16 protein-coding genes, 1 tRNA gene, 2 rRNA genes and 1 pseudogene (1 of these 20 only partly in view) are annotated in these 20,192 nt (G+C 66.4%); all 20 read right to left on the reverse strand.

What is annotated here, in order from left to right:
- Positions 1 to 56: 56 nt before the first annotated feature.
- A tRNA-Pro gene (locus tag I1A62_RS11215) sits at positions 57 to 133 on the reverse strand.
- 86 nt (positions 134 to 219) lie between these two features.
- The gene (gene der / locus I1A62_RS11220; RefSeq protein WP_087562127.1) at positions 220 to 1,647 is read right to left on the reverse strand and encodes a ribosome biogenesis GTPase Der; all 1,428 of its coding nucleotides are present in this window, start codon (positions 1,645 to 1,647) and stop codon (positions 220 to 222) included.
- Positions 1,644 to 2,333, reverse strand: a complete 690-nt coding sequence (cmk, locus tag I1A62_RS11225) for a (d)CMP kinase (protein ID WP_219458725.1) — start codon at positions 2,331 to 2,333, stop codon at positions 1,644 to 1,646. Before cmk ends, der begins: the two co-directional genes overlap by 4 nt.
- Positions 2,330 to 3,382, reverse strand: coding sequence for a pseudouridine synthase (locus tag I1A62_RS11230; protein WP_087562125.1), 1,053 nt, complete (start codon positions 3,380 to 3,382; stop codon positions 2,330 to 2,332). Before I1A62_RS11230 ends, cmk begins: the two co-directional genes overlap by 4 nt.
- Before the next feature lie 16 nt (positions 3,383 to 3,398).
- Complete coding sequence (gene scpB / locus I1A62_RS11235; protein WP_124394312.1) at positions 3,399 to 4,133, reverse strand: SMC-Scp complex subunit ScpB; 735 nt, start codon at positions 4,131 to 4,133, stop codon at positions 3,399 to 3,401.
- Complete coding sequence (locus tag I1A62_RS11240; RefSeq protein WP_124394311.1) at positions 4,130 to 4,990, reverse strand: ScpA family protein; 861 nt, start codon at positions 4,988 to 4,990, stop codon at positions 4,130 to 4,132. The genes scpB and I1A62_RS11240 overlap by 4 nt, the downstream gene beginning before the upstream one ends.
- Entirely contained in the window at positions 4,991 to 5,995 is a 1,005-nt protein-coding gene (locus I1A62_RS11245; RefSeq protein WP_124394310.1) for a ParA family protein, read from the reverse strand.
- A gap of 58 nt (positions 5,996 to 6,053) precedes the next feature.
- Positions 6,054 to 6,227: pseudogene (locus I1A62_RS11250) on the reverse strand (tyrosine-type recombinase/integrase); the annotation flags it as partial.
- On the reverse strand, positions 6,228 to 6,896 hold the full coding sequence (locus I1A62_RS11255) for an NUDIX hydrolase (protein ID WP_124394309.1): 669 nt from the start codon (positions 6,894 to 6,896) through the stop codon (positions 6,228 to 6,230). It lies immediately after the preceding pseudogene.
- Positions 6,897 to 6,909: 13 nt separating this feature from the next.
- Complete coding sequence (locus I1A62_RS11260) at positions 6,910 to 8,679, reverse strand: CTP synthase (RefSeq protein ID WP_124394308.1); 1,770 nt, start codon at positions 8,677 to 8,679, stop codon at positions 6,910 to 6,912.
- Between the two features lie 141 nt (positions 8,680 to 8,820).
- Positions 8,821 to 9,771, reverse strand: a complete 951-nt coding sequence (locus I1A62_RS11265) for a copper transporter (RefSeq protein WP_087562119.1) — start codon at positions 9,769 to 9,771, stop codon at positions 8,821 to 8,823.
- A complete protein-coding gene (steA, locus tag I1A62_RS11270) occupies positions 9,768 to 10,952 on the reverse strand; it encodes a putative cytokinetic ring protein SteA (RefSeq protein ID WP_124394306.1) in 1,185 nt (394 codons plus the stop codon). The genes I1A62_RS11265 and steA overlap by 4 nt, the downstream gene beginning before the upstream one ends.
- 107 nt (positions 10,953 to 11,059) lie before the next feature.
- On the reverse strand, positions 11,060 to 12,832 hold the full coding sequence (gene recN / locus I1A62_RS11275; protein WP_219458726.1) for a DNA repair protein RecN: 1,773 nt from the start codon (positions 12,830 to 12,832) through the stop codon (positions 11,060 to 11,062).
- Between the two features lie 2 nt (positions 12,833 to 12,834).
- Complete coding sequence (locus I1A62_RS11280) at positions 12,835 to 13,797, reverse strand: NAD kinase (protein ID WP_072941897.1); 963 nt, start codon at positions 13,795 to 13,797, stop codon at positions 12,835 to 12,837.
- Complete coding sequence (locus tag I1A62_RS11285; RefSeq protein ID WP_219458727.1) at positions 13,794 to 14,624, reverse strand: TlyA family RNA methyltransferase; 831 nt, start codon at positions 14,622 to 14,624, stop codon at positions 13,794 to 13,796. The genes I1A62_RS11280 and I1A62_RS11285 overlap by 4 nt, the downstream gene beginning before the upstream one ends.
- Position 14,625: 1 nt before the next feature.
- On the reverse strand, positions 14,626 to 14,853 hold the full coding sequence (locus tag I1A62_RS11290; protein WP_043943807.1) for a hypothetical protein: 228 nt from the start codon (positions 14,851 to 14,853) through the stop codon (positions 14,626 to 14,628).
- Positions 14,854 to 14,931: 78 nt separating this feature from the next.
- A complete protein-coding gene (locus I1A62_RS11295) occupies positions 14,932 to 15,927 on the reverse strand; it encodes an HAD-IIA family hydrolase (protein ID WP_124394303.1) in 996 nt (331 codons plus the stop codon).
- Entirely contained in the window at positions 15,924 to 16,892 is a 969-nt protein-coding gene (locus I1A62_RS11300) for a M48 family metallopeptidase (protein ID WP_124394302.1), read from the reverse strand. The genes I1A62_RS11295 and I1A62_RS11300 overlap by 4 nt, the downstream gene beginning before the upstream one ends.
- A gap of 60 nt (positions 16,893 to 16,952) precedes the next feature.
- A 5S ribosomal RNA gene (gene rrf, locus I1A62_RS11305) occupies positions 16,953 to 17,069 on the reverse strand.
- A gap of 140 nt (positions 17,070 to 17,209) precedes the next feature.
- Positions 17,210 to 20,192, reverse strand: a 23S ribosomal RNA gene (locus tag I1A62_RS11310) (it continues 147 nt past the right edge of the window).

Below are 20,192 nucleotides of genomic sequence, written 5' to 3' on the forward strand. Positions count from 1 at the left end.
CCGAGACACAGAAAAGGCGGCTCCCCGTTTCCGGGAAACCGCCTTCGCTGATCATCTGGTCGGGCTGACAGGATTTGAACCTGCGACCACTTGACCCCCAGTCAAGTGCGCTACCAAGCTGCGCCACAGCCCGTCCACACCCTCGTTCAGGTGCTCGATGAGATTACATCAGCGGCAGTCCGTAACGCTAATCGCCTGGTCAGAGCGCATTCTGTCGGATCAACGACTCCGTCGCTCACGCTTTTCCCGCACTCGCACCGAGATGCGGACGGGACTGCCGTCGAAATTGAACTCCTCACGCAGACGCCGCTCCAGGAACCGGCGGTAGCCTGCCTCGAGGAACCCGGTCGTGAACAGCACGAACGTCGGCGGACGCGTTCCGGCCTGCGTGGCGAACATCACGCGAGGCAGCCGGCCACCGCGCATCGGCGGCGGCGTCGCGGCGACGACTTCCTTGAGCCACGTGTTGAGCCGGCCCGTCGGAATGCGCTTGTCCCACGATTCCAGCGCCGTGTCGAGGGCGGGCACCAGTTTCTGCACCGCGCGCCCCGTCTGCGCCGAGATGTTGACGCGCTGCGCCCACGGCACCCGCACCAGGTCCCGATCGACTTCGCGATCGAGCTGCAGTCGCCGGTCCTCGTCGACCAGATCCCACTTGTTGAACGCGATGACGAGGGCCCGGCCCGCGTCGGCGACCATGCTCAGCACGCGCAGGTCCTGCTCGGAGATCGGCTCGGACGCGTCGATCAGCAGGATCGCGACCTCGGCGGCCTCGATGGCGCTCTTTGTCCGCAGCGACGCGTAGAACTCGGCGCCGCTGGCGTGGCTGACCCGCTTGCGCAGACCGGCGGTGTCGACGAAACGCCACGGCCTGCCGCCGAGTTCCACGATCGAGTCGACCGGGTCGACGGTGGTGCCGGCGACGTTGTGGACCACCGAACGCTCGTCGCCCGACAGCTTGTTCAGCAGGCTCGACTTCCCGACGTTCGGCTTCCCGACCAGAGCCACACGCCGCGGTCCGCCGCCGGGGATGCCTTCACGCGGGGTCTCCGGCAGGGCGGCGAGCACCTCGTCGAGGAGATCGCCCGTGCCGCGGCCGTGCGTCGCACTCACCGAGTGCGGCTGTCCGAGCCCGAGCGACCAGAGTGCGGCCACCTCGGATTCGGTGCGGCCGTCGTCCACCTTGTTGGCGACCAGCAGAACCGGCGTCTTGGACCGGCGCAGCACCTTGGCCACGGCCTCGTCGGTCGCGGTGGCGCCGACGACGGCGTCGACGACGAGCAGGATCGCGTCCGCGGTCTGCATCGCCAGTTCCGCCTGCCGGGCCACGGACTGCTGCAGGCCCTTGGCGTCGGGCTCCCAGCCGCCGGTGTCCTGCACCATGAACCGGCGGCCGCTCCAGTTCGCCTCGTACGAGACACGGTCCCGGGTCACACCGGGAATGTCCTCGACGACGGCTTCGCGGCGGCCGATGATCCGGTTGACGAGCGTCGATTTACCGACGTTCGGGCGCCCGACCACGGCGAGGGTCGGAACCGGGATGTGGGCCTCCCCGTCACCGCCGTCTTCGAGGTCGAGGACCTCCCAGTCGGATTCCTCACTCCAGGTGCCGTCGCCGGCGAACTCGGTGGTGAATTGTTCGGTCACTGCACTGCTCCACTTCTGTCGCTTACCACCAGCAGCAACCTGCCGATCACGTCGTCGATTCCCAGTTCGCTGGTGTCGACCAGCACGGAATCGTCGGCCGGCCGCAGCGGCGACACGGCGCGCGTGGAGTCGAGGTGGTCACGACGCTGCACGTCGGCCAGTACGGCCGCGTAGTCGTCGCCTCGTCCCTCCGCGAGATTCTGCGCATTCCTGCGCTGGGCCCGGGCTTCCGCCGAGGCGGTCAGGTAGATCTTCACGTCGGCGTCGGGAAGCACGACGGTGCCGATGTCCCGGCCCTCGACGACGATCCGTTCGGTCTCGCCCGTGATTCGACGCTGCGCGGCGACGAGCAGTTCACGCACCGCGGGAACGGCGGAGACGGCCGAGACGGCCTTGGTCACCGCGTCGCCGCGGATCTCCTCCCCCACGTCCTCGCCGTCGAGCAGGACCTGCTCGCCCGCCGGATCGGTGCCGATCGACCACGGCAGACCCGCGGTCGCGTCGGCGATCGCGTCGGGATCGGTGAGGTCCACGCCCTTGCGCAGCACATGCAGCGTCGCGATGCGGTACATTGCGCCGGTGTCGAGGTAGCGGGCGTCGAGGCGCTGCGCCAGCATCCGTGAGACGCTCGACTTCCCGGTTCCGGACGGGCCGTCCATCGCGACGACCAGCGACGAGGCGCTCACAGGCCCACCGCCCCGTAGAGACCGCCGACCTCGCCTCGACCCAGGACGCGGAGCGTCCCGGGCCGCTGGTCGCCGAGAGCGACCGCGCCGATGTCCGTCCGGACCAGTCGGATGACGGGATGTCCCACGGCATCGAACAGGCGGCGCACGATGTGCTTGCGGCCTTCGTGCAGCGTGACCCGGACCAACGACTTGCCCTCGTTGATGTCGAGGAGCGTGAACGTGTCGACCTTCGCCGGTCCGTCCTCGAGCTCGACACCCTCCTTCAGCTTCTTACCGACGCCGCGCTCGAGAGCACCCGACACGGTCGCCAGGTACGTCTTCGACACCTCGAACGACGGGTGCATCAGCCGATGAGCCAGATCACCGTCGTTGGTGAGCAGCAGCAGTCCCTCTGTGTCGGCGTCGAGCCGGCCGACGTGGAACAACCGCTGACCGGCGGCGACCCGCTCGGAGACGATGTCGCCGACACACGGGCGACCCAGGTCGTCCGACATCGTCGACTGCCAGCCGCGGGGCTTGTTGAGGGCGAGGTGAACCAGGTCCTTCTGGACGACGACGCGGACACCGTCCACGCGCACCACCGCGTTCTCGGGGTCGATGCGCAGTCCCTGTTCGATGACGATGCGGCCGTCGACCTCGACACGACCCTGCGAGATCAGTTCCTCGGCCGCACGACGCGACGCGACGCCGGCCTGAGCGAGAACCTTCTGCAGGCGCATGCCGTCGCCCTGCGGCGGGCCGACGGGCCGATCGGCGTCGGCGTACTGGTGCCGGGCCGGCTTGGCGTTGCTGATCTTGGGGGCCTGGGCCTGCGCGCGCTGCGGCTTGGCCGACTTGGGCTTGCCGCGCTTGTTCTTCGCGGCAGGATCGGGCCTGCCGGGCTTGCCCTTCGCGGCGTCGGGCCGGCCTGATCGATGACCGGCCTCGGCCCTGTCCGGACGCCCTCCGGCCTCCGACCTGGTGCGCCCTCCGGTCTCCGACCTGGTGGGGCGCTGCTTCTTGTTGTTGCGATCCGGTGTGCCATCTCGGCGAGCGGGTTTCTTCACTTTTGTACTATCCCTGTCAGTCTTCGGTGTCCAGCCCGGTGTCCAACTCTTCTGTGGAAGCCGTAGCTTTATTCATTCTCGCAAATCGTGGGTCAGATTCCAGACTGTCACTGATGTCATCTATCAGGTCTACATCCGGCAACAACGGAGCCAAGGCGGGAAGATCGGCCAGAGACGCCAGGCCGAGCCGTTCCAGGAAGAGTTCCGTCGTCGAGTACTGCGTGGCGTTGGTATCGGGGTCGACGCCGGCTTCGGCGATCAACCCGCGAGCGAGAAGTGTGCGCACCACACCATCCACGTTGACGCCGCGCACCGCACTGATCCGTGCGCGGGTCAACGGTTGACGGTATGCCACCACGGCCAGAGTTTCCAATGCCGCCCTCGTCAGTTTGGAGCGCGCTCCGTCGAGCAGGAGCCGTTCCACGTAGGGCGCGTACGCGGTGCGGGTGTAGAGACGCCAACCGTCACCGGCATATCGGAGGTCCATCCCGCTTTCCCGGGCGGTGAGCTCGGCCGACATGCGGTTCAGGGCCTCCGTGATGCGATTCACAGAAGCACCGGTCGCGGACGCGAGCTGCTCCGCGCCGGCCGGAGAGTCGACGATCAGCAGCAACGACTCGAGAACCGCCGCGAGTTCGGTGTCCGACAGCTCGGGTTCTGCGTCCGACAACTCGGGTTCCGCGTCCGACAGCTCGGGTTCTCTGTCGACGGCGCCGGGCTCGTCCGGCTCGTCGAACGGGGCCGAACTCATCCGTAATCCTCCTCGGTCACGGGGGCGTGTGATCCTTCCCCGGTCCAGCTCACCAGTAGGTCCCCGAGCGGCTCGGGCTGTTCGAACAACACCGACTGCTCGCGGTACAGCTCGAGCAGCGCGAGGAATCTTGCCACGATTTCGACGGTAACCTCGCACTCCGAGACGAGGTCGCCGAAGCTCGCCCACTCCCCGGCTCCTCGTTCGCGGAGCAGTTCCAGCATCCGCGCCGCCTGTTCGGGAACCGACACCGCGTGCATGTCGTGCAGGTGGTCGAGTCCGACGGTGGGCTTCGGGCGGGGTGTGAACACGGTCGCGGCGATTTCCGCGAACCGCTGCGGGTCGACGCCGAGCAGCACTTCCGGCAGCAACTGGGTGAACTGGTCCTCCAGTGCCGCCGACCGCGGGTATCGGCGCAGCGCAGCCGCCTCGAGCTCACCGAACAGTTGCGCCACCTGCTTGTACGCGCGGTACTGCAGCAGCCGGGCGAACAGTAGGTCGCGTGCTTCGAGGAGCGCGAGGTCCTCGGCGTCCTCCACCTGCCCCGCGGGGAGCAGACGCGCCGCCTTCAGATCGAGCAGCGTCGCCGCGACCACCAGGAACTCGGTGGTCTGGTCGAGTCCCATCTCCGCGCCGAGCGTGCGCATGTAGGCGATGAAGTCGTCCGTCACCTGGTGCAACGCGACTTCCGTCACGTCCAGCTGTCGCTGGTTGATCAGGGTGAGCAGCAGATCGAACGGACCCTCGAAGTTCCGCAGCGTCACCCGGAAGCCGGGCTTGACGGCGGGCGCCTGCGGGTCCTCGCTGTTCGAACCCTCGGTCTGCGGTGGTGCCGGAATGTCTTGCGTATCCACCACTTACCGGCCGGACCGGTGGATGACCTCGCGTGCCAGCGCACGGTACGCCTCGGCGCCGGTCGATTTGGGCGCCCACGTGGTGATCGGTTCCCCGGCGACGGAGGTCTCGGGGAATCGCACGGTCCGGTTGATCACGGTGTCGTAGACCAGATCCCCGAACACCTCCACCACGCGGGCCATCACCTCGCGCGCGTGCAGGGTCCGCGAGTCGAACATCGTCACGACGATGCCGGCGAGTACCAGCCGCGGGTTGAGCCTGTCGTGGACCTTCTCGACCGTGTCGTTGAGCAGCGCCAGGCCGCGCAGGCTGAAGTACTCGCACTCCATCGGGATGATCACCGAGTCCGCGCAGGCCAGCGCGTTGACCGTGAGCAGACCGAGGGACGGCTGGCAGTCGATGAGGACGTAGTCGTAGCGGTCGAGCACGGGATGCAGCACACGTCCGAGCGTCTGCTCCCGCCCCACCTCGGTGACGAGCTGGATCTCCGCCGCCGACAGGTCGATGTTGCTCGGCAACAGGTCGAGGCCCTCGACACGTGTCCGCATCAGGACGTCGTCGATCGAGACGCGCGGTTCGACGAGCAGATTGTGGACGGTCAGTTCGAGGTCGTTGTGCGCGACGCCGAGGCCTGCGGACAGCGCCCCCTGGGGATCGAGGTCGACGAGCAGGACCCGCCTGCCGTACTCGGCCAGCGACGCACCCAGGTTGATCGTCGACGTCGTCTTGCCGACGCCGCCCTTCTGGTTGCACATCGCGACGATCTTGGCCGGTCCGTGCGAGGGCAACGGGGCGGGTTCCGGCACGTCACGCGTCGGCCGTCCCGTGGGGCCGAGTTCCTCCTCCACCACCACGGCAGCGTCCTCGAACAAGTCTGCGGTTTCAGTTTGCCGCACGTCGAACATGTCGCCCTCCGGTTGCGAGTGCTCTGACTCCGCCGCTGGCGGCTGCGGTGTCACCACGGTCCGATGATCCCCTGTTCTCTCGATGATCGCTGCCGATCCCACATCGTTATACGAACGCTACCGCCTCGTACCGTGAATTTTCCCCTCGACACGCTTTCCGCTACCGCGCCCGGGGGTGCGCTCCCGCCCACACTTCGCGCAACGCACCCACTGTCACCAGCGTATATATTTTGGTGGTCGTCACAGACGCGTGTCCCAGCAACTCCTCGACGACGCGGACGTCGGCGCCGCCGTCGAGCAGGTGGGTCGCGAACGAGTGGCGGAGTGTGTGCGGTCAGGCCCGCGCGGCTTCGTCCCCGGCGGCACGTGCGCGCTTCCGCTCGCTGAACCGCTCGGGACGATCGACCCAGGGGGCGCTCACGTCGCGGAGTTCGCCGACACCGCCCGGCCGGGACCGGGCGGCGGCGAGCGCCATCAGCCCGGACGCGGCCGTGGCGTTGACGATGGTCCCGTTCAGCACCATCGACACGACGTCGTCGAACGGAATCCGCTCGATCTCGAGGTCGGCTTCCTCGTCCTCCGGGTCGGGCCGGTCCACCTCGTACAGGTCCTCGGCGAGGAACACGCGCACCGACTCGTCCGTGAACCCCGGTGAGAGAACGACATCCACCAGGACGGACCAGCGCCGGGCCGCGAGGCCGGTCTCTTCCGCCAGTTCGCGTCCGGCGGCGTCGACGGGGTCCTCCCCGGGCTCGTCCAGCAGGCCCGCCGGGATCTCCCACAACCGACGCCCGACCGGGTGCCGGTACTGGTGGATCAGGACGACCCGGTCTTCGTCGTCGAGCACCACGACGGCGACGGCGCCGTGGTGCTCGACGACCTCACGCTCAGCGGTCCTGCCGTCCGGCATCGCGACGTGATCCACGCGCAGCGCGAGGATCGCGCCGCTGTAGACGGCGCGCGAATCGAGAGTCTCGAATTCGTGCCGGCCGATGTCGGGCATGGTCTGTGTCGCCCTATCCTGCGCTGTCGACCGACGCGACCTCGTCGCGGTCGGCGGAATCGGCGATCTCGTTCTCGGCGGCCGCACGCTCCTCACCGTGCACGTCGACGGGGAGGCGCTCCTCGAGCTTGTGCCGCAGCGCCGCGTCGACGAACGCCGCGAACAGAGGATGCGGACGCGTCGGACGGCTCTTCAGCTCAGGGTGGGCCTGCGTGGCGACGAAGAAGGGGTGCTGGTCGGCCGGGTACTCGACGAACTCGACGAGGTGACCGTCGGGAGAGGTGCCGCTGAACCGGAGTCCGCTCTTGGCGATCCGGTCCCGGTACGCGTTGTTGACCTCGTAGCGGTGACGGTGACGTTCGGACACCTCTTCGCTGCCGTACGCCCGGGCGACGACGGATCCCTTCGCCAGGACGGCGGGGTACGCGCCGAGGCGCATCGTGCCACCGAGGTCGGCCTCGCCGGCGATGACGTCTTCCTGATCGGCCATCGTAGAGATCACAGGGTGCGTGGTCTCGGGCTCGAACTCGGCGGAGTTGGCGTCGTCCAGACCCACGCTGCGCGCGGCCTCGATCACGACGCACTGCAGACCCAGGCACAGTCCGAGAAGGGGGATCTTCCGGTGGCGGGCGTACCGGATCGCGCCGAGCTTGCCCTCGATGCCGCGGATTCCGAAGCCACCAGGAATCAGCACGCCGTCGACGTCGCCGAGCGCGGCCTGCGCGCCCGCTTCCGTCTCACACGCGTCCGACGGCACCCACGAGATCTCCACCTTCGAGCGGTTCGCGAACCCGCCGGCACGCAGCGCCTCGGTGACGGACAGGTACGCGTCCGGCAGGTCGACGTATTTCCCGACGAGGGCGATCCGCACGGTCTCGCGCGGCTGGTGGACACGCTCGAGCAGGTTTCCCCACACGGTCCAGTCCACGTCGCGGAACGGCAGTCCCAGCTGGCGGACGACGTACGCGTCGAGGCCCTCGCTGTGCAGCACCTTCGGGATGTCGTAGATCGACGGCGCGTCGGGGGTCGAGATGCAGCCGTCGACGTCGACGTCGCACATGAGCGCGATCTTGTTTTTCAGCGCCGGGGGAACCTCGCGGTCGCAGCGCAGGATCAGCGCGTCGGGCTGGATACCGATGTTCCGCAGTGCGGCAACCGAGTGCTGGGTGGGCTTCGTCTTGAGCTCACCCGACGGCGCCAGGTACGGGACCAGGGAGACGTGGAGGAAGAAGACGTTGTCCCGGCCGACGTCGTGGCGCACCTGACGGGCGGCCTCGAGGAACGGCTGCGACTCGATGTCGCCCACGGTGCCGCCGATCTCCGTGATGACGACGTCGGGGCGGTGCCCCTGCAGATCCGGCCCGCTCATCGCGAGGATGCGGCTCTTGATCTCGTCCGTGATGTGCGGAATGACCTGGACGGTGTCGCCGAGGTATTCGCCGCGCCGCTCCTTTGCGATGACCGTCGAATACACTTGCCCGGTGGTCACATTCGCCTGACCGGACAGGTCGCGGTCGAGGAAGCGCTCGTAGTGGCCGACGTCGAGGTCGGTCTCGGCACCGTCCTCGGTGACGAAGACCTCACCGTGCTGGAAGGGGTTCATCGTGCCCGGATCGACGTTGAGGTACGGATCCAGTTTCTGCATGGTCACGCGCATTCCCCGCGCGGTCAGCAATTGCCCGAGGCTCGAGGCTGTGAGGCCCTTGCCGAGTGAGGAGGCGACGCCGCCGCTCACGAAGATGTGCTTGGTGGCGGTACGCGAATGAGTGCGTGACTGTGGCAAAGGGGCTCCCGTGACGACTGTGCAGGGCTTGGTCTGTTCGAGCAATGCTGGGGCCTGCCGACCCACGGGACTTCACGGTAACACCTCGGCGGACGTCCCGGAAACAACGCGCCGGGATTGCCCGCCCCGATGTGACGCGCGCTACGCCGGGGTGGCCCCCACGGTGACTCCGGTGGTGCCGGGTCCCGTGCCGTACCGGCCTGCGCCGCCGTTCAGTTGCTCCTGCAGTGCGAGCGGAACGGTGATCTTGCCCGCTTCCCGGTCGATGTTGTCGATCGTCGTGAGGGCCGCCGAGAGGGCGGCGTCGGCCCGTGCCACGGCGACGGCGCCGTTGCCCTGGGCGGAAGCCGGACGTCCGGCGAGCACCGCACCGGCGCCGCGCGAGTCCAGCGCGCCCGCGAACCGGGCCACGACCGCACCGCGGTTGCCGCTGACGCCGTCCTCGACGTCCCGGTCGCCGGTCAGCACCACCGCGACCTGCGCAGGCTGGACGGCCCCGTCGTCGTAGCTGACGAATCCGGCGCCACGAAGGGTCTCGAGGGCAAGCGCCATCTCCTGGGCGGAACTCTGCGGCTGACCCGTCTCCTTGCCGAGCATGAGGACCGAGCCCAGCAGGTCACCGGCGAGGCTGCCCTGGTCGACGGCCCCGGTCTTCAACGTGACGCCCGCGGGGATCACATTGTTGACGACCGTCCGCAACCGGTCGCCGCCCGTGGCGTCGACGAACGAGTCGGTCAACGACACCCGCCCGGTCACCGAACCGCCGGCTTGCGCGATCATCCGGTTGACCCCGTCGAGGTCGGCGGGGTCAGCATCGGGGGTCGTCACGACCATCACGGTGCGCTGCGCGAGCGAGCCTGCGACCACGCGGCCGCCCACCGCGGAATCGAAGCCGTCGGCCGAGTTCAGCTGCTCGGTCAGTTGGTTGTTGCGTTCGGTCGCGTTCTCCATGTCGGTCTGCAGGTCGGCCTTGTCGTCGCGCAGCCCCGATACGAGACCGCTCGACAACAGGCCGGAGCCCATGACCACGCCGATTGCCAGAGCCAGAAAGATCGCCGCTATGGAAATGGCATGTTGACGCAAAGAAATCACTTGAAGAACCCCTGGACCCACAACGCGAAGCTGTTCCATGTCGCGACTGCCCAGTCGAGTGCTTCACCGCCGACGTTGGACACGACCAGGGCCACGATCACGGCCACGAGAGCGGCGAGGACGAGCAGCGCGATCGCGCCGCCCGACACCCGGCTGCGGTACAGGGTCGCCACGGCCTTCGCGTCCACCAGTTTCGGCCCGACCTTCAGGCGAGTCATGAACGCCGACGGGTTGCTGTCGCGGCGGCCGCGGTCGAAGAACTCGTCGAGGGAGACGGTGCTCCCGACCGTGACGATCAGCGACGCGCCGTGGTGGTCGGCCAGTAGCAGGGCCAGGTCGGACGGGGACCCGGACGCGGGGAACGTCATCGCTCCGATCCCGAGGTCCTGGATGCGCGACAGACCGGGTGCGTGGCCGTCCTGGTCGGCGGGCAGGACCACCTCGGCGCCCGACTTCAACGTCGCGCTCGTGATGTCCTCGGGGTCGCCGACGATGAGGTCCGGGCGATAGCCCGCCGACTTCAGCACGTCGGCGCCTGCCCCGACGCCGATGAGGATCGGTGAGTACTCCTTGATGAACGGCTTGAGGTTCTTCAGGTCGGACGCGTGGTCCGGGCCGTCGGACACGATGACGACGTGCCGGTCCTTCATGTCGACGTCGACGTCGGGGACCCCGACCCCGTCGATCAGCAACGGGCTCTCGGTGCGGATGAACTCGATGGTGTTGCCGGAGAATGCCTCGAGGTGGTCGACCAGTCCGGTCTTCGCCTCGATCATCCGGTCGGAGATCTCCGCCTCGGTCTGTTCGTCGCCCTTCGCGATGCGCCGTTCCCCGGAGTAGACACCTCCCCCGTTCACCCGGACCTTGCTGCCGTCCTTGATGCTCTTGAAGACCTCGGCGCCCGCCGAATCCACCAGGAGGATCCCGTTGGCGACGATCACCTCCGGGCCGAGGTTGGGATACCGCCCCGAGATCGAGGGCGACGCGTTGATCACAGCGAGAACGCCGGCCTTCACCAGGGCGTCCGCGGTTCCGCGATCGAGGTCGAGCTCGTCGAGAACGACGATGTCACCGGGTCCGACGCGGCGCAGCAACTTGGCCGTGTTGCGATCCACCCTGGCGATGCCGCTGACCCCAGGCAAAGTTTCGGTGTTACGTGACAGCAGTGCCGGCATCTTCATGAATTCGATGATGGACCGGAAGCAGGACCGACCTGTGGAGGCGCGCCGAACCGTTTACCACATCAGTCACACCATTACCACGGCGGTCGAAAGCTCGCCGGGCCGGGTCAGGCGGAACGCTCGGCGTTGGCAGTCGCCAGCAGCTCCTCCGCGTGGGCACGGCCGGTCTCCGTGTCGTCGAGGCCGGCGAGCATCCGGGCCAGTTCCACGACCCGTTCGTCGTCGGTGAGTGTGTGCACGCCACTGCTGACGACGCCGTCCTCGTCGTCGACCTTGTCGACCACCAGGTGGGTGTCCGCGAACGCCGCAACCTGCGGCAGGTGCGTGACGACGATGACCTGGTGCGTGCGGGCCAGCCGGGCCAGTCGTCGGCCGATCTCGACCGCGGCCCGTCCGCCGACGCCGGCGTCGACCTCGTCGAACACCATCGTCGCACCGGAGTCGGACCCGGCGAGCACCACCTCGAGGGCGAGCATCACGCGCGAGAGTTCACCGCCGGACGCGCTCTTGCTGATCGGCAGCGACTGCGCGCCGCTGTGCGCCGACAGCCGGAACTCCACTTCGTCGACGCCGGACGATCCCGCGTGCAGTTCGGTACCGTCAACCGTGAGCGGGGCCGTGTCCTGTGGTCCGGCGATCCGGGGCCGGACCGTCACCTCGAGCGCCGCCCGGCCCATTGCCAGACCCGCGAGTTCGGCGCTGACAGCCTTGGCGAGCTTGGTCGCGGCCTTGACGCGGGCCGCGGTCAGTTTCGACGCGGCCTCCGCCGTCGACGCCGCCGACTCCTCCACCTGCTTCGTCAGGGCGGCCAGCGCATCGGAGGAGACGTCGATCTTCTCGAGCCGCGCACGGGCGTTGTCGGCCCATTCCAGGACGCCGTCGACATCGGCAGCGTACTTGCGGATGAGGTTCTTCAGCTCCGCCTGCCGGGACAGCAGGGAGTCCAGCGCCCCGGGGTCCGCCGGCAGCCCGGCGAGGTACGTGGTGAGGTCGGCGGAGACGTCGGTGACCACCGCGATCGCGTCGGCGAGGCGGGGTCCGAGCCCGTCGAGTTCGGGGTCGGTGGCCGATTCGATCCGAGCCCGAGCCTCGGACAGCAGGTCCAGCGCCGGCGCGGCCACACCGTCGCCGTCCATGTCGTCGCCGCCGGCGAGCGCAGCGTGTGCTTCCTCCGCCGCCGACCGCAGCGAGTCGAGTTCGCTGAGCCTGCGCACCTCCGACACGATCGACTCGTCCTCGCCCGGGGTCGGGGCGACGCCGTCGATCTCGTTGAGGGCGAACGTCAGTTGGTCGGCTTCCTGCGCGAGTTCCCGGGTACGACCGGTCCTTTCGATCAGTTCGGATCGCGCGGTCATCCACTCGTCGCGGTGCTTGCGGTACCGCGCGACCAGCGGCCCGACCGCCTTGTCCGCGAATCGGTCGAGCGCGGCGCACTGCTGGTCCGGGCGAAGCAACCGCAGCTGATCGTTCTGCCCGTGCACGGTGAGCAGCGGATCGGTGAACTCGGACAGCACACCTGCCGGAACGCTGCGACCACCCAGGTGGGCGCGGGACCGACCGTCGCTGCCGACGGTGCGGACCGCGATGATGGTGCCGTCCTCGTCCCGCTCCGCCCCGGTCGATTCGAGCAGCCGGGACACGGCGCGTTCGACGTGCTCCGAGCCCTCGTCCGTCATGAACCGGCCCTCGACGACGGCGCGCGGCGCACCGAGGCGCACCCGGCCCGCGTCTGCCCGCGCACCGCTGAGCAGGTGCAGGCTCGTCACGACCATCGTCTTGCCCGCGCCGGTCTCGCCGGTGAGCACCGTCAAACCTTCGTGGAATTGCGCCGATGCCTCGGAGATCACACCGAGGTTGTCGATCCTGATCTCTGCCAGCACGTCTAGGGCTTCCTTCCTCGCCACCCGGTGACGGGCAGCTCGAACTTTCGCACCATCCGGTCCGCGAACGGCGCCGAATCCAGTCGTACCCAACGAACGGGTTCCTTGCCACGCACCACTTCGACGCGGGCGCCCGCGGGCAATTCGAGGGTCCGGCGACCGTCGCAGAACACCAGGCCGTCATGGCTGCCTGCCACCGTCTCCACCGCGATCAGCGATTCCGGGCTCGTCACGAGGGGGCGCGCGAACAATGCGTGCGCGTTGCTCGGGACCACCAGCAGCGCCTCGAGCTCCGGCCACACCACGGGGCCGCCCGCGGAGAACGCGTATGCCGTCGATCCGGTGGGTGTGGAGATGAGGACGCCGTCGCAGCCGAACGCCGACACCGGCCGCCCGTCCACCTCGAGCACCACCTCGAGCACACCGAGCCGGGACCGGTTCTCGATGCTCGCCTCGTTGAGCGCCCAGCCTCGTTCGATGATCTCGTCGTCGACACGGACCAGCACGTCCAGCGTCATGCGGTGTTCGATGCGGTATTCCCGGCGCACCACCTGGCCGAGCGCCTCGTCGAGGTGCTCGGCCTCCGTTTCCGCGAGGAACCCGATCCGGCCCAGGTTGATGCCGAGGACCGGAATGGATGCGGCCTGGGCGAGTTCCGCCGCCCGGAGGAAGGTGCCGTCCCCGCCGAGGACGAGCACCATCTCGCACCCGAGGGCGGCGTCGGGGCCCGCCTGCACGATGGTGACTTCCAGCCCGGGAACCAGGAATTCGTCGGCCGCCATGCCGTCCATCGGTTCGATGCGGGTGCTGTCGACCTCGTCGACGAGCACACGCAGTCCGATCCCGGCCCGCTCGAAGATCTTGCCGACGCGTCGCGCGGTCTCCGTGATCTCGGCGCGACCCGGGTGCGCCACGAGCAGGATCTCCCGCTCGCGTTGCTGGGCGCCGCTGCTTCCCCCGCTCACTGTGGTCCCTCCTGCACCGCGGTGCGGATCAACTCTTCTACCGACTCGACCGGTACATCATCCGTCCCGGGTGTGACATCCGCGCGGAGCCACAGGAAGTATTCGACGTTTCCCGACGGTCCTGGCAGCGGACTGGCCACCGCACCGACGGTACGCAGTCCCAGCGACGCCGCCGTCTCCGCGACGTCCAGTACCGCGGCGACACGCAACTCCGGGTCACGCACCACCCCACCGGAGCCCACGTGATCCTTGCCGACCTCGAACTGCGGCTTCACCATCGGTATCAGATCTGCGCCAGCGGCCACGCAGGCGACGAACGCCGGGAGCACGAGCTTCAGGGAGATGAACGACAGGTCCGCGACCACCAGTTCGACATGGCCGCCGATCTGTTCGGCATCGATGGATCGCACGTTGGTGCGGTCCACGACGTGGACGCGGTCGTCGGACTGCAGCCGCCACACCAACTGGCCGTATCCGACGTCCACCGCCACGACCTCCCGCGCGCCGTGGTGCAGGAGCACGTCGGTGAAGCCGCCGGTCGATGCGCCGGCGTCGAGGCAACGCTTGCCGTCGACTTCGAGTCCGCGGGGGCCGAACGCCTCGAGCGCACCGAGGAGTTTATGCGCGCCGCGGGATGCCCAGGACACTTCGTTGTCGACCTCGACCACCCGCAGCGGCGTTCCCGCTTCGATGGCGGTGGCCGGTTTGGTCGCTGCCGCACCCGAGATCAGCACTCGGCCGGAGGCGATGAGTTCTTGCGCATGTTCTCGGGACCGGGCCAGCCCCCGCCGAACGAGTTCGGCATCCACCCGTGCTCGACGGGCCACGTCAGATCTTGTCCACGGTGGCCAGGGCCTCCACCAGCACGTCGTGCGCCTTCTCGAGAAGGTGGGCCTTGCGTGGGATGACCCCGACGCCGTGCTCGTCGTCGGGATCAGGTTCGACGGCTCCGAGCCGCGACAACAATCCGTCGACCTCCGTGTGGATCTTCTCGGGGTCGACACTCTGAGGAGGCCCAGGTAGATGGGCTCCCGGGCGCGGTATTGGCGTGCTCATCGGGCACAACGCTAGTCCATCGCGTTCCGATACGCATACAGCGAATCGCGTGACGAACAACGCGGGTCCGGCAGGGGTTCAGACACCCCAGCCGGACACGACCGCGCTCACCGCGGGCGTCGTCGACGTGATCCGCGCGAAGTCGGGGAATTTCCATGCACCGACGGCCACGGCCCGCAGCAACGCAGCCGAATCCACCGGTTCGGCCGAATCCGCGGCTGGTTCGATCACCAGATCGGTGCCGTCGAACTCGACGGACCACCGGCTGTCCTCCCCGACGAGCGACTCGTCGGCGGGCTGGTTGAGCGCGTCCAGTTCGGATGCCAGGTACGTGGGGCGCTGCTCCGGGACGGCACGCAGCACGTCGATCGCAGTGCTCACTCCGGTGAGCACCAGCAGCGAGTCGAGACCGACGTTGCTGGCGCCTTCGATGTCGGTGTCCAGCCTGTCGCCGATGACAAGGGGCCGCACACAACCGCTGCGGCGCATCGCATCTTCCATCAGAGGCGCGGCTGGCTTGCCCGCCACGAGTGGTTCGCGGGACGTCGCCGCGCGCAGGGCCGCGACCATCGAACCGTTGCCGAGGACGAGGCCACGCTCGGTGGGGAGGGTCGAGTCCAGGTTCGCCGCCACCCAGACGGCACCCGCACGGATCGCAAGGGTCGCCTCGGCGAGGATCGCCCAGTCCGTGGTCGGCGAATGTCCCTGTACGACAGCAGCGGGTGCATCCTCGAACGAACGCACCGGACGCAGTCCGACGTTCCGGACCTCGTCGGCGAGCGCTTCCGTGCCCACGACGAGCACCGGTGAGTCGGGTGCGACGTTCTCCGCGAGCAGCCTTGCCGCGGACTGCGAACTCGTCACCACCGTCGACTCGTCGGCGTCGAAACCGAGTTCGGTCAGGTGTTCCGCGACGTCGCCGGGACTGCGACTGGCGTTGTTGGTCACGTAGTAGCAGGACTGTGTCCCGGCCGCCAAAGCCTCACGCGCACCGGGGATTTCCTGCGGACCCTGGTACAGGGTCCCGTCCAGGTCGAGCAGCAGTGCGTCGTAATTCGCCCGCAGGGTCGTCACTGATCGTCTCCGGTCAGCTCGGCCACACGCTCCTCCGCGTCGGTGTCACCCTCGAGATCCGCCGCAGCGGAGTTGAGGAACCACTTGAGTCCATCCTCGATACGACCGGCCGCAACCAGGGCATCCGCGTACGCGTAGAACAGGCGAGCGGCACCGGGACCGGTCCGCGCGGCATCGAGATCGGGAGTCTGCAGCGTGACGACGGCCTGATCGAATTGTCCGAGGTCCATGCGCGCTCCAGCGACCACCATGCGCAGCTCGGCAGCCTCGTCACCCGAGAGTGCAGCGGCTTCCTCGCTTCGTCCGAGTTCGATCGCACGCTCCGGGCGACCGAGTCCACGCTCGCAGTCCGCCATCACCGCGAGCAGTCCGGGACCGCCCGCCATGCGACGAGCAGCGCGCAACTCCGACAACGCCTCCGCCCATTCGCCGGCGTGGTACGCGGTGATACCCGCGGCCTCACGGACGATGGCAATGCGACCCGCACGCTGACGCGCGGCCCGGGCATGTGCGAGTGCGAGGCGCGGATCGTCGTCGACGAGCTTGCCGGCCATCACCAGGTGACGCGCAACCGTGTTCGCGTTCGTTTTGTCCAAGCTCAGCAGGTCTCGGCGGACGGCCGGATCGAGTTCGCCTGCCTCGACGTTCTCGGGCAGATCCGGTTCGTCCGGACGGGCCTGCTGCCGCTGCGGACGGTCACCTTCACGTCCGCGAGGCGCGAAGCCTCCCTCACCGCCGCGACGGGGTCCGCCACCGCGACGATCGCCCCCTGCGCCGCCACGGTTGTCGCGCGAATCGCGACGGGGACCACCGGACGAGCCACCACGACCCGAACCGCCGGCGCCGCCACGGTTAGCACCGGAGGCACCGCCACGATCGTTGTGGGAGGCACCGCCTCGATCGTTGTGGGAGGCACCGCCTCCGCGGAAGGACCGACGTCCGTCGTCACTCTCCGACACAGTCATTCCTTTCACACAAACCACGAAAGGGGACCCAGTATATTGGGTCCCCTTTCGGTAACGGATGTTCGGCGGTGTCCTACTCTCCCACACCCTGTCGGGTGCAGTACCATCGGCGCTGGAGGGCTTAGCTTCCGGGTTCGGAATGGGACCGGGCGTTTCCCCTCCGCTATGGCCGCCGTAACTCTATGAAACTGTCACACGGAACATCAGCGAAGACACAACCCACACATCGTTGGACCGATGGTGGTGGTGGTTCTTCTTCTTCAGTTCCGAAACGTGTGTGTTGTTTCAGATACTGCACAGTGGACGCGTAGCTTCTTTGTGGTAAGTCCTCGGCCTATTAGTACCAGTCACCTGCACCCGTTACCGGGCTTCCAGTTCTGGCCTATCAACCCGGTGGTCTGCCGGGGCCTTACCCCTCGAGGGGTGAGAAACCTCATCTTGGAACAGGCTTCCCGCTTAGATGCTTTCAGCGGTTATCCCTTCCGAACGTAGCTAACCAGCGGTGCTCCTGGTGGAACAACTGGCACACCAGAGGTTCGTCCGTCCCGGTCCTCTCGTACTAGGGACAGCCTTCCTCAAGTTTCTAACGCGCGCGGCGGATAGAGACCGAACTGTCTCACGACGTTCTAAACCCAGCTCGCGTGCCGCTTTAATGGGCGAACAGCCCAACCCTTGGGACCTACTCCAGCCCCAGGATGCGACGAGCCGACATCGAGGTGCCAAACCATCCCGTCGATATGGACTCTTGGGGAAGATCAGCCTGTTATCCCCGGGGTACCTTTTATCCGTTGAGCGACACCGCTTCCACTTGCCGGTGCCGGATCACTAGTCCCGACTTTCGTCCCTGCTCGACCTGTCAGTCTCACAGTCAAGCTCCCTTGTGCACTTGCACTCGACACCTGATTGCCAACCAGGCTGAGGGAACCTTTGGGCGCCTCCGTTACATTTTGGGAGGCAACCGCCCCAGTTAAACTACCCACCAGGCACTGTCCCTGAACCAGATCATGGTCCGAGGTTAGAGGTCCAATACGATCAGAGTGGTATTTCAACAACGACTCCACACTCACTGGCGTGAGCGCTTCACAGTCTCCCACCTATCCTACACAAACCGAACCGAACACCAATACCAAGCTGTAGTGAAGGTCCCGGGGTCTTTTCGTCCTGCCGCGCGTAACGAGCATCTTTACTCGTAATGCAATTTCGCCGAGTCTATGGTTGAGACAGCTGAGAAGTCGTTACGCCATTCGTGCAGGTCGGAACTTACCCGACAAGGAATTTCGCTACCTTAGGATGGTTATAGTTACCACCGCCGTTTACTGGGGCTTAAATTCTCAGCTTCGCCACAAGTGGCTAACCGGTCCTCTTAACCTTCCAGCACCGGGCAGGCGTCAGTCCGTATACATCGTCTTACGACTTCGCACGGACCTGTGTTTTTAGTAAACAGTCGCTTCTCACTGGTCTCTGCGGCCCCACCCAGCTCAGGAAGCAAGTTCCATCACCGGACGAGGCCCCCCTTCTCCCGAAGTTACGGGGGCATTTTGCCGAGTTCCTTAACCATAGTTATCTCGATCGCCTTAGTATTCTCTACCTGACCACCTGTGTCGGTTTGGGGTACGGGCCGTGTGAAAGCTCGCTAGAGGCTTTTCTCGGCAGCATAGGATCACTGAATTCGCCTCATTCGGCTATGCGTCACCTCTCAGGCTGTGTGAACGGCGGATTTGCCTACCGTTCGCCCTACAGGCTTACACCAGTATTACCACTGACTGGCTCAGCTACCTTCCTGCGTCACCCCATCGCTTGGCTACTACCAGATCAGGTCCCATGCATCCACATCCAGGGCCCCCGAAGGGACGTAAGGACGCTTCAGGATGGTTAGTATCACTGATTCACCAGGGGCGCGTTCACACGGGTACGGGAATATCAACCCGTTGTCCATCGGCTACGCCTGTCGGCCTCGTCTTAGGTCCCGACTCACCCTGGGCGGATTAACCTGGCCCAGGAACCCTTGGTCATTCGGCGGACGAGTTTCTCACTCGTCTTTCGCTACTCATGCCTGCATTCTCACTCGTGTGGCCTCCACGGCTGGGTCACCCCGCCGCTTCCATGGCCACACGACGCTCCCCTACCCACCCACACCACTGCCCAAGACTCCGCAGAATCAAGGGGTGCATTGTGTGAGTGCCGCAGCTTCGGTGGTGTACTTGAGCCCCGCTACATTGTCGGCGCAGGATCACTTGACCAGTGAGCTATTACGCACTCTTTCAAGGGTGGCTGCTTCTAAGCCAACCTCCTGGTTGTCTTCGCGACCCCACATCCTTTTCCACTTAGTACACGCTTAGGGACCTTAGCTGGCGATCTGGGCTGTTTCCCTCTCGACTACGAACCTTATCGCCCGCAGTCTCACTGCCGCGCTCTCACTCACCGGCATTCGGAGTTTGGCTGATTTCGGTAAGCTTGTGGGCCCCCTAGACCATCCAGTAGCTCTACCTCCGGTGAGAAACACGCGACGCTGCACCTAAATGCATTTCGGGGAGAACCAGCTATCACGGAGTTTGATTGGCCTTTCACCCCTACCCACAGCTCATCCCCTCAGTTTTCAACCTAAGTGGGTTCGGTCCTCCACGACGTCTTACCGTCGCTTCAACCTGGCCATGGGTAGATCACTCCGCTTCGGGTCTAGAACATGCCACTACGGACGCCCTATTCGGACTCGCTTTCGCTACGGCTACCCCACACGGGTTAACCTCGCGACATGCCACTAACTCGCAGGCTCATTCTTCAAAAGGCACGCCATCACCCCCCACACCGAAGTGTGCAAAGGCTTTGACGGATTGTAAGCGCACGGTTTCAGGTACTATTTCACTCCCCTCCCGGGGTACTTTTCACCTTTCCCTCACGGTACTAGTCCGCTATCGGTCACCAGGGAGTATTCAGGCTTATCGGGTGGTCCCGACAGATTCACACCAGATTTCACGGGCCCGGTGCTACTTGGGTTTCCATCACGACAGTCATCATGTTTTCGTGTACGGGATTCTCACCCTCTACGACAGGCCGTTCCAGACCACTTCCACTAACACAATGATTTCTTACTGTCGGCCAACACGGCAGCATTGACAAGATGAACCCCACAACCCCACGAATGCAACACCTGCCGGCTATCACACATCCATGGTTTAGCCTCTTCCGCTTTCGCTCGCCACTACTCACGGAATCACTATTGTTTTCTCTTCCTGTGGGTACTGAGATGTTTCACTTCCCCACGTTCCCTCCACACACCCTATATATTCAGGTGCGGGTAAC

The sequence above is a fragment of the Rhodococcus sp. USK10 genome, assembly GCF_019378875.1.
GTDB classification, from domain to species: domain Bacteria; phylum Actinomycetota; class Actinomycetes; order Mycobacteriales; family Mycobacteriaceae; genus Rhodococcus_F; species Rhodococcus_F pseudokoreensis.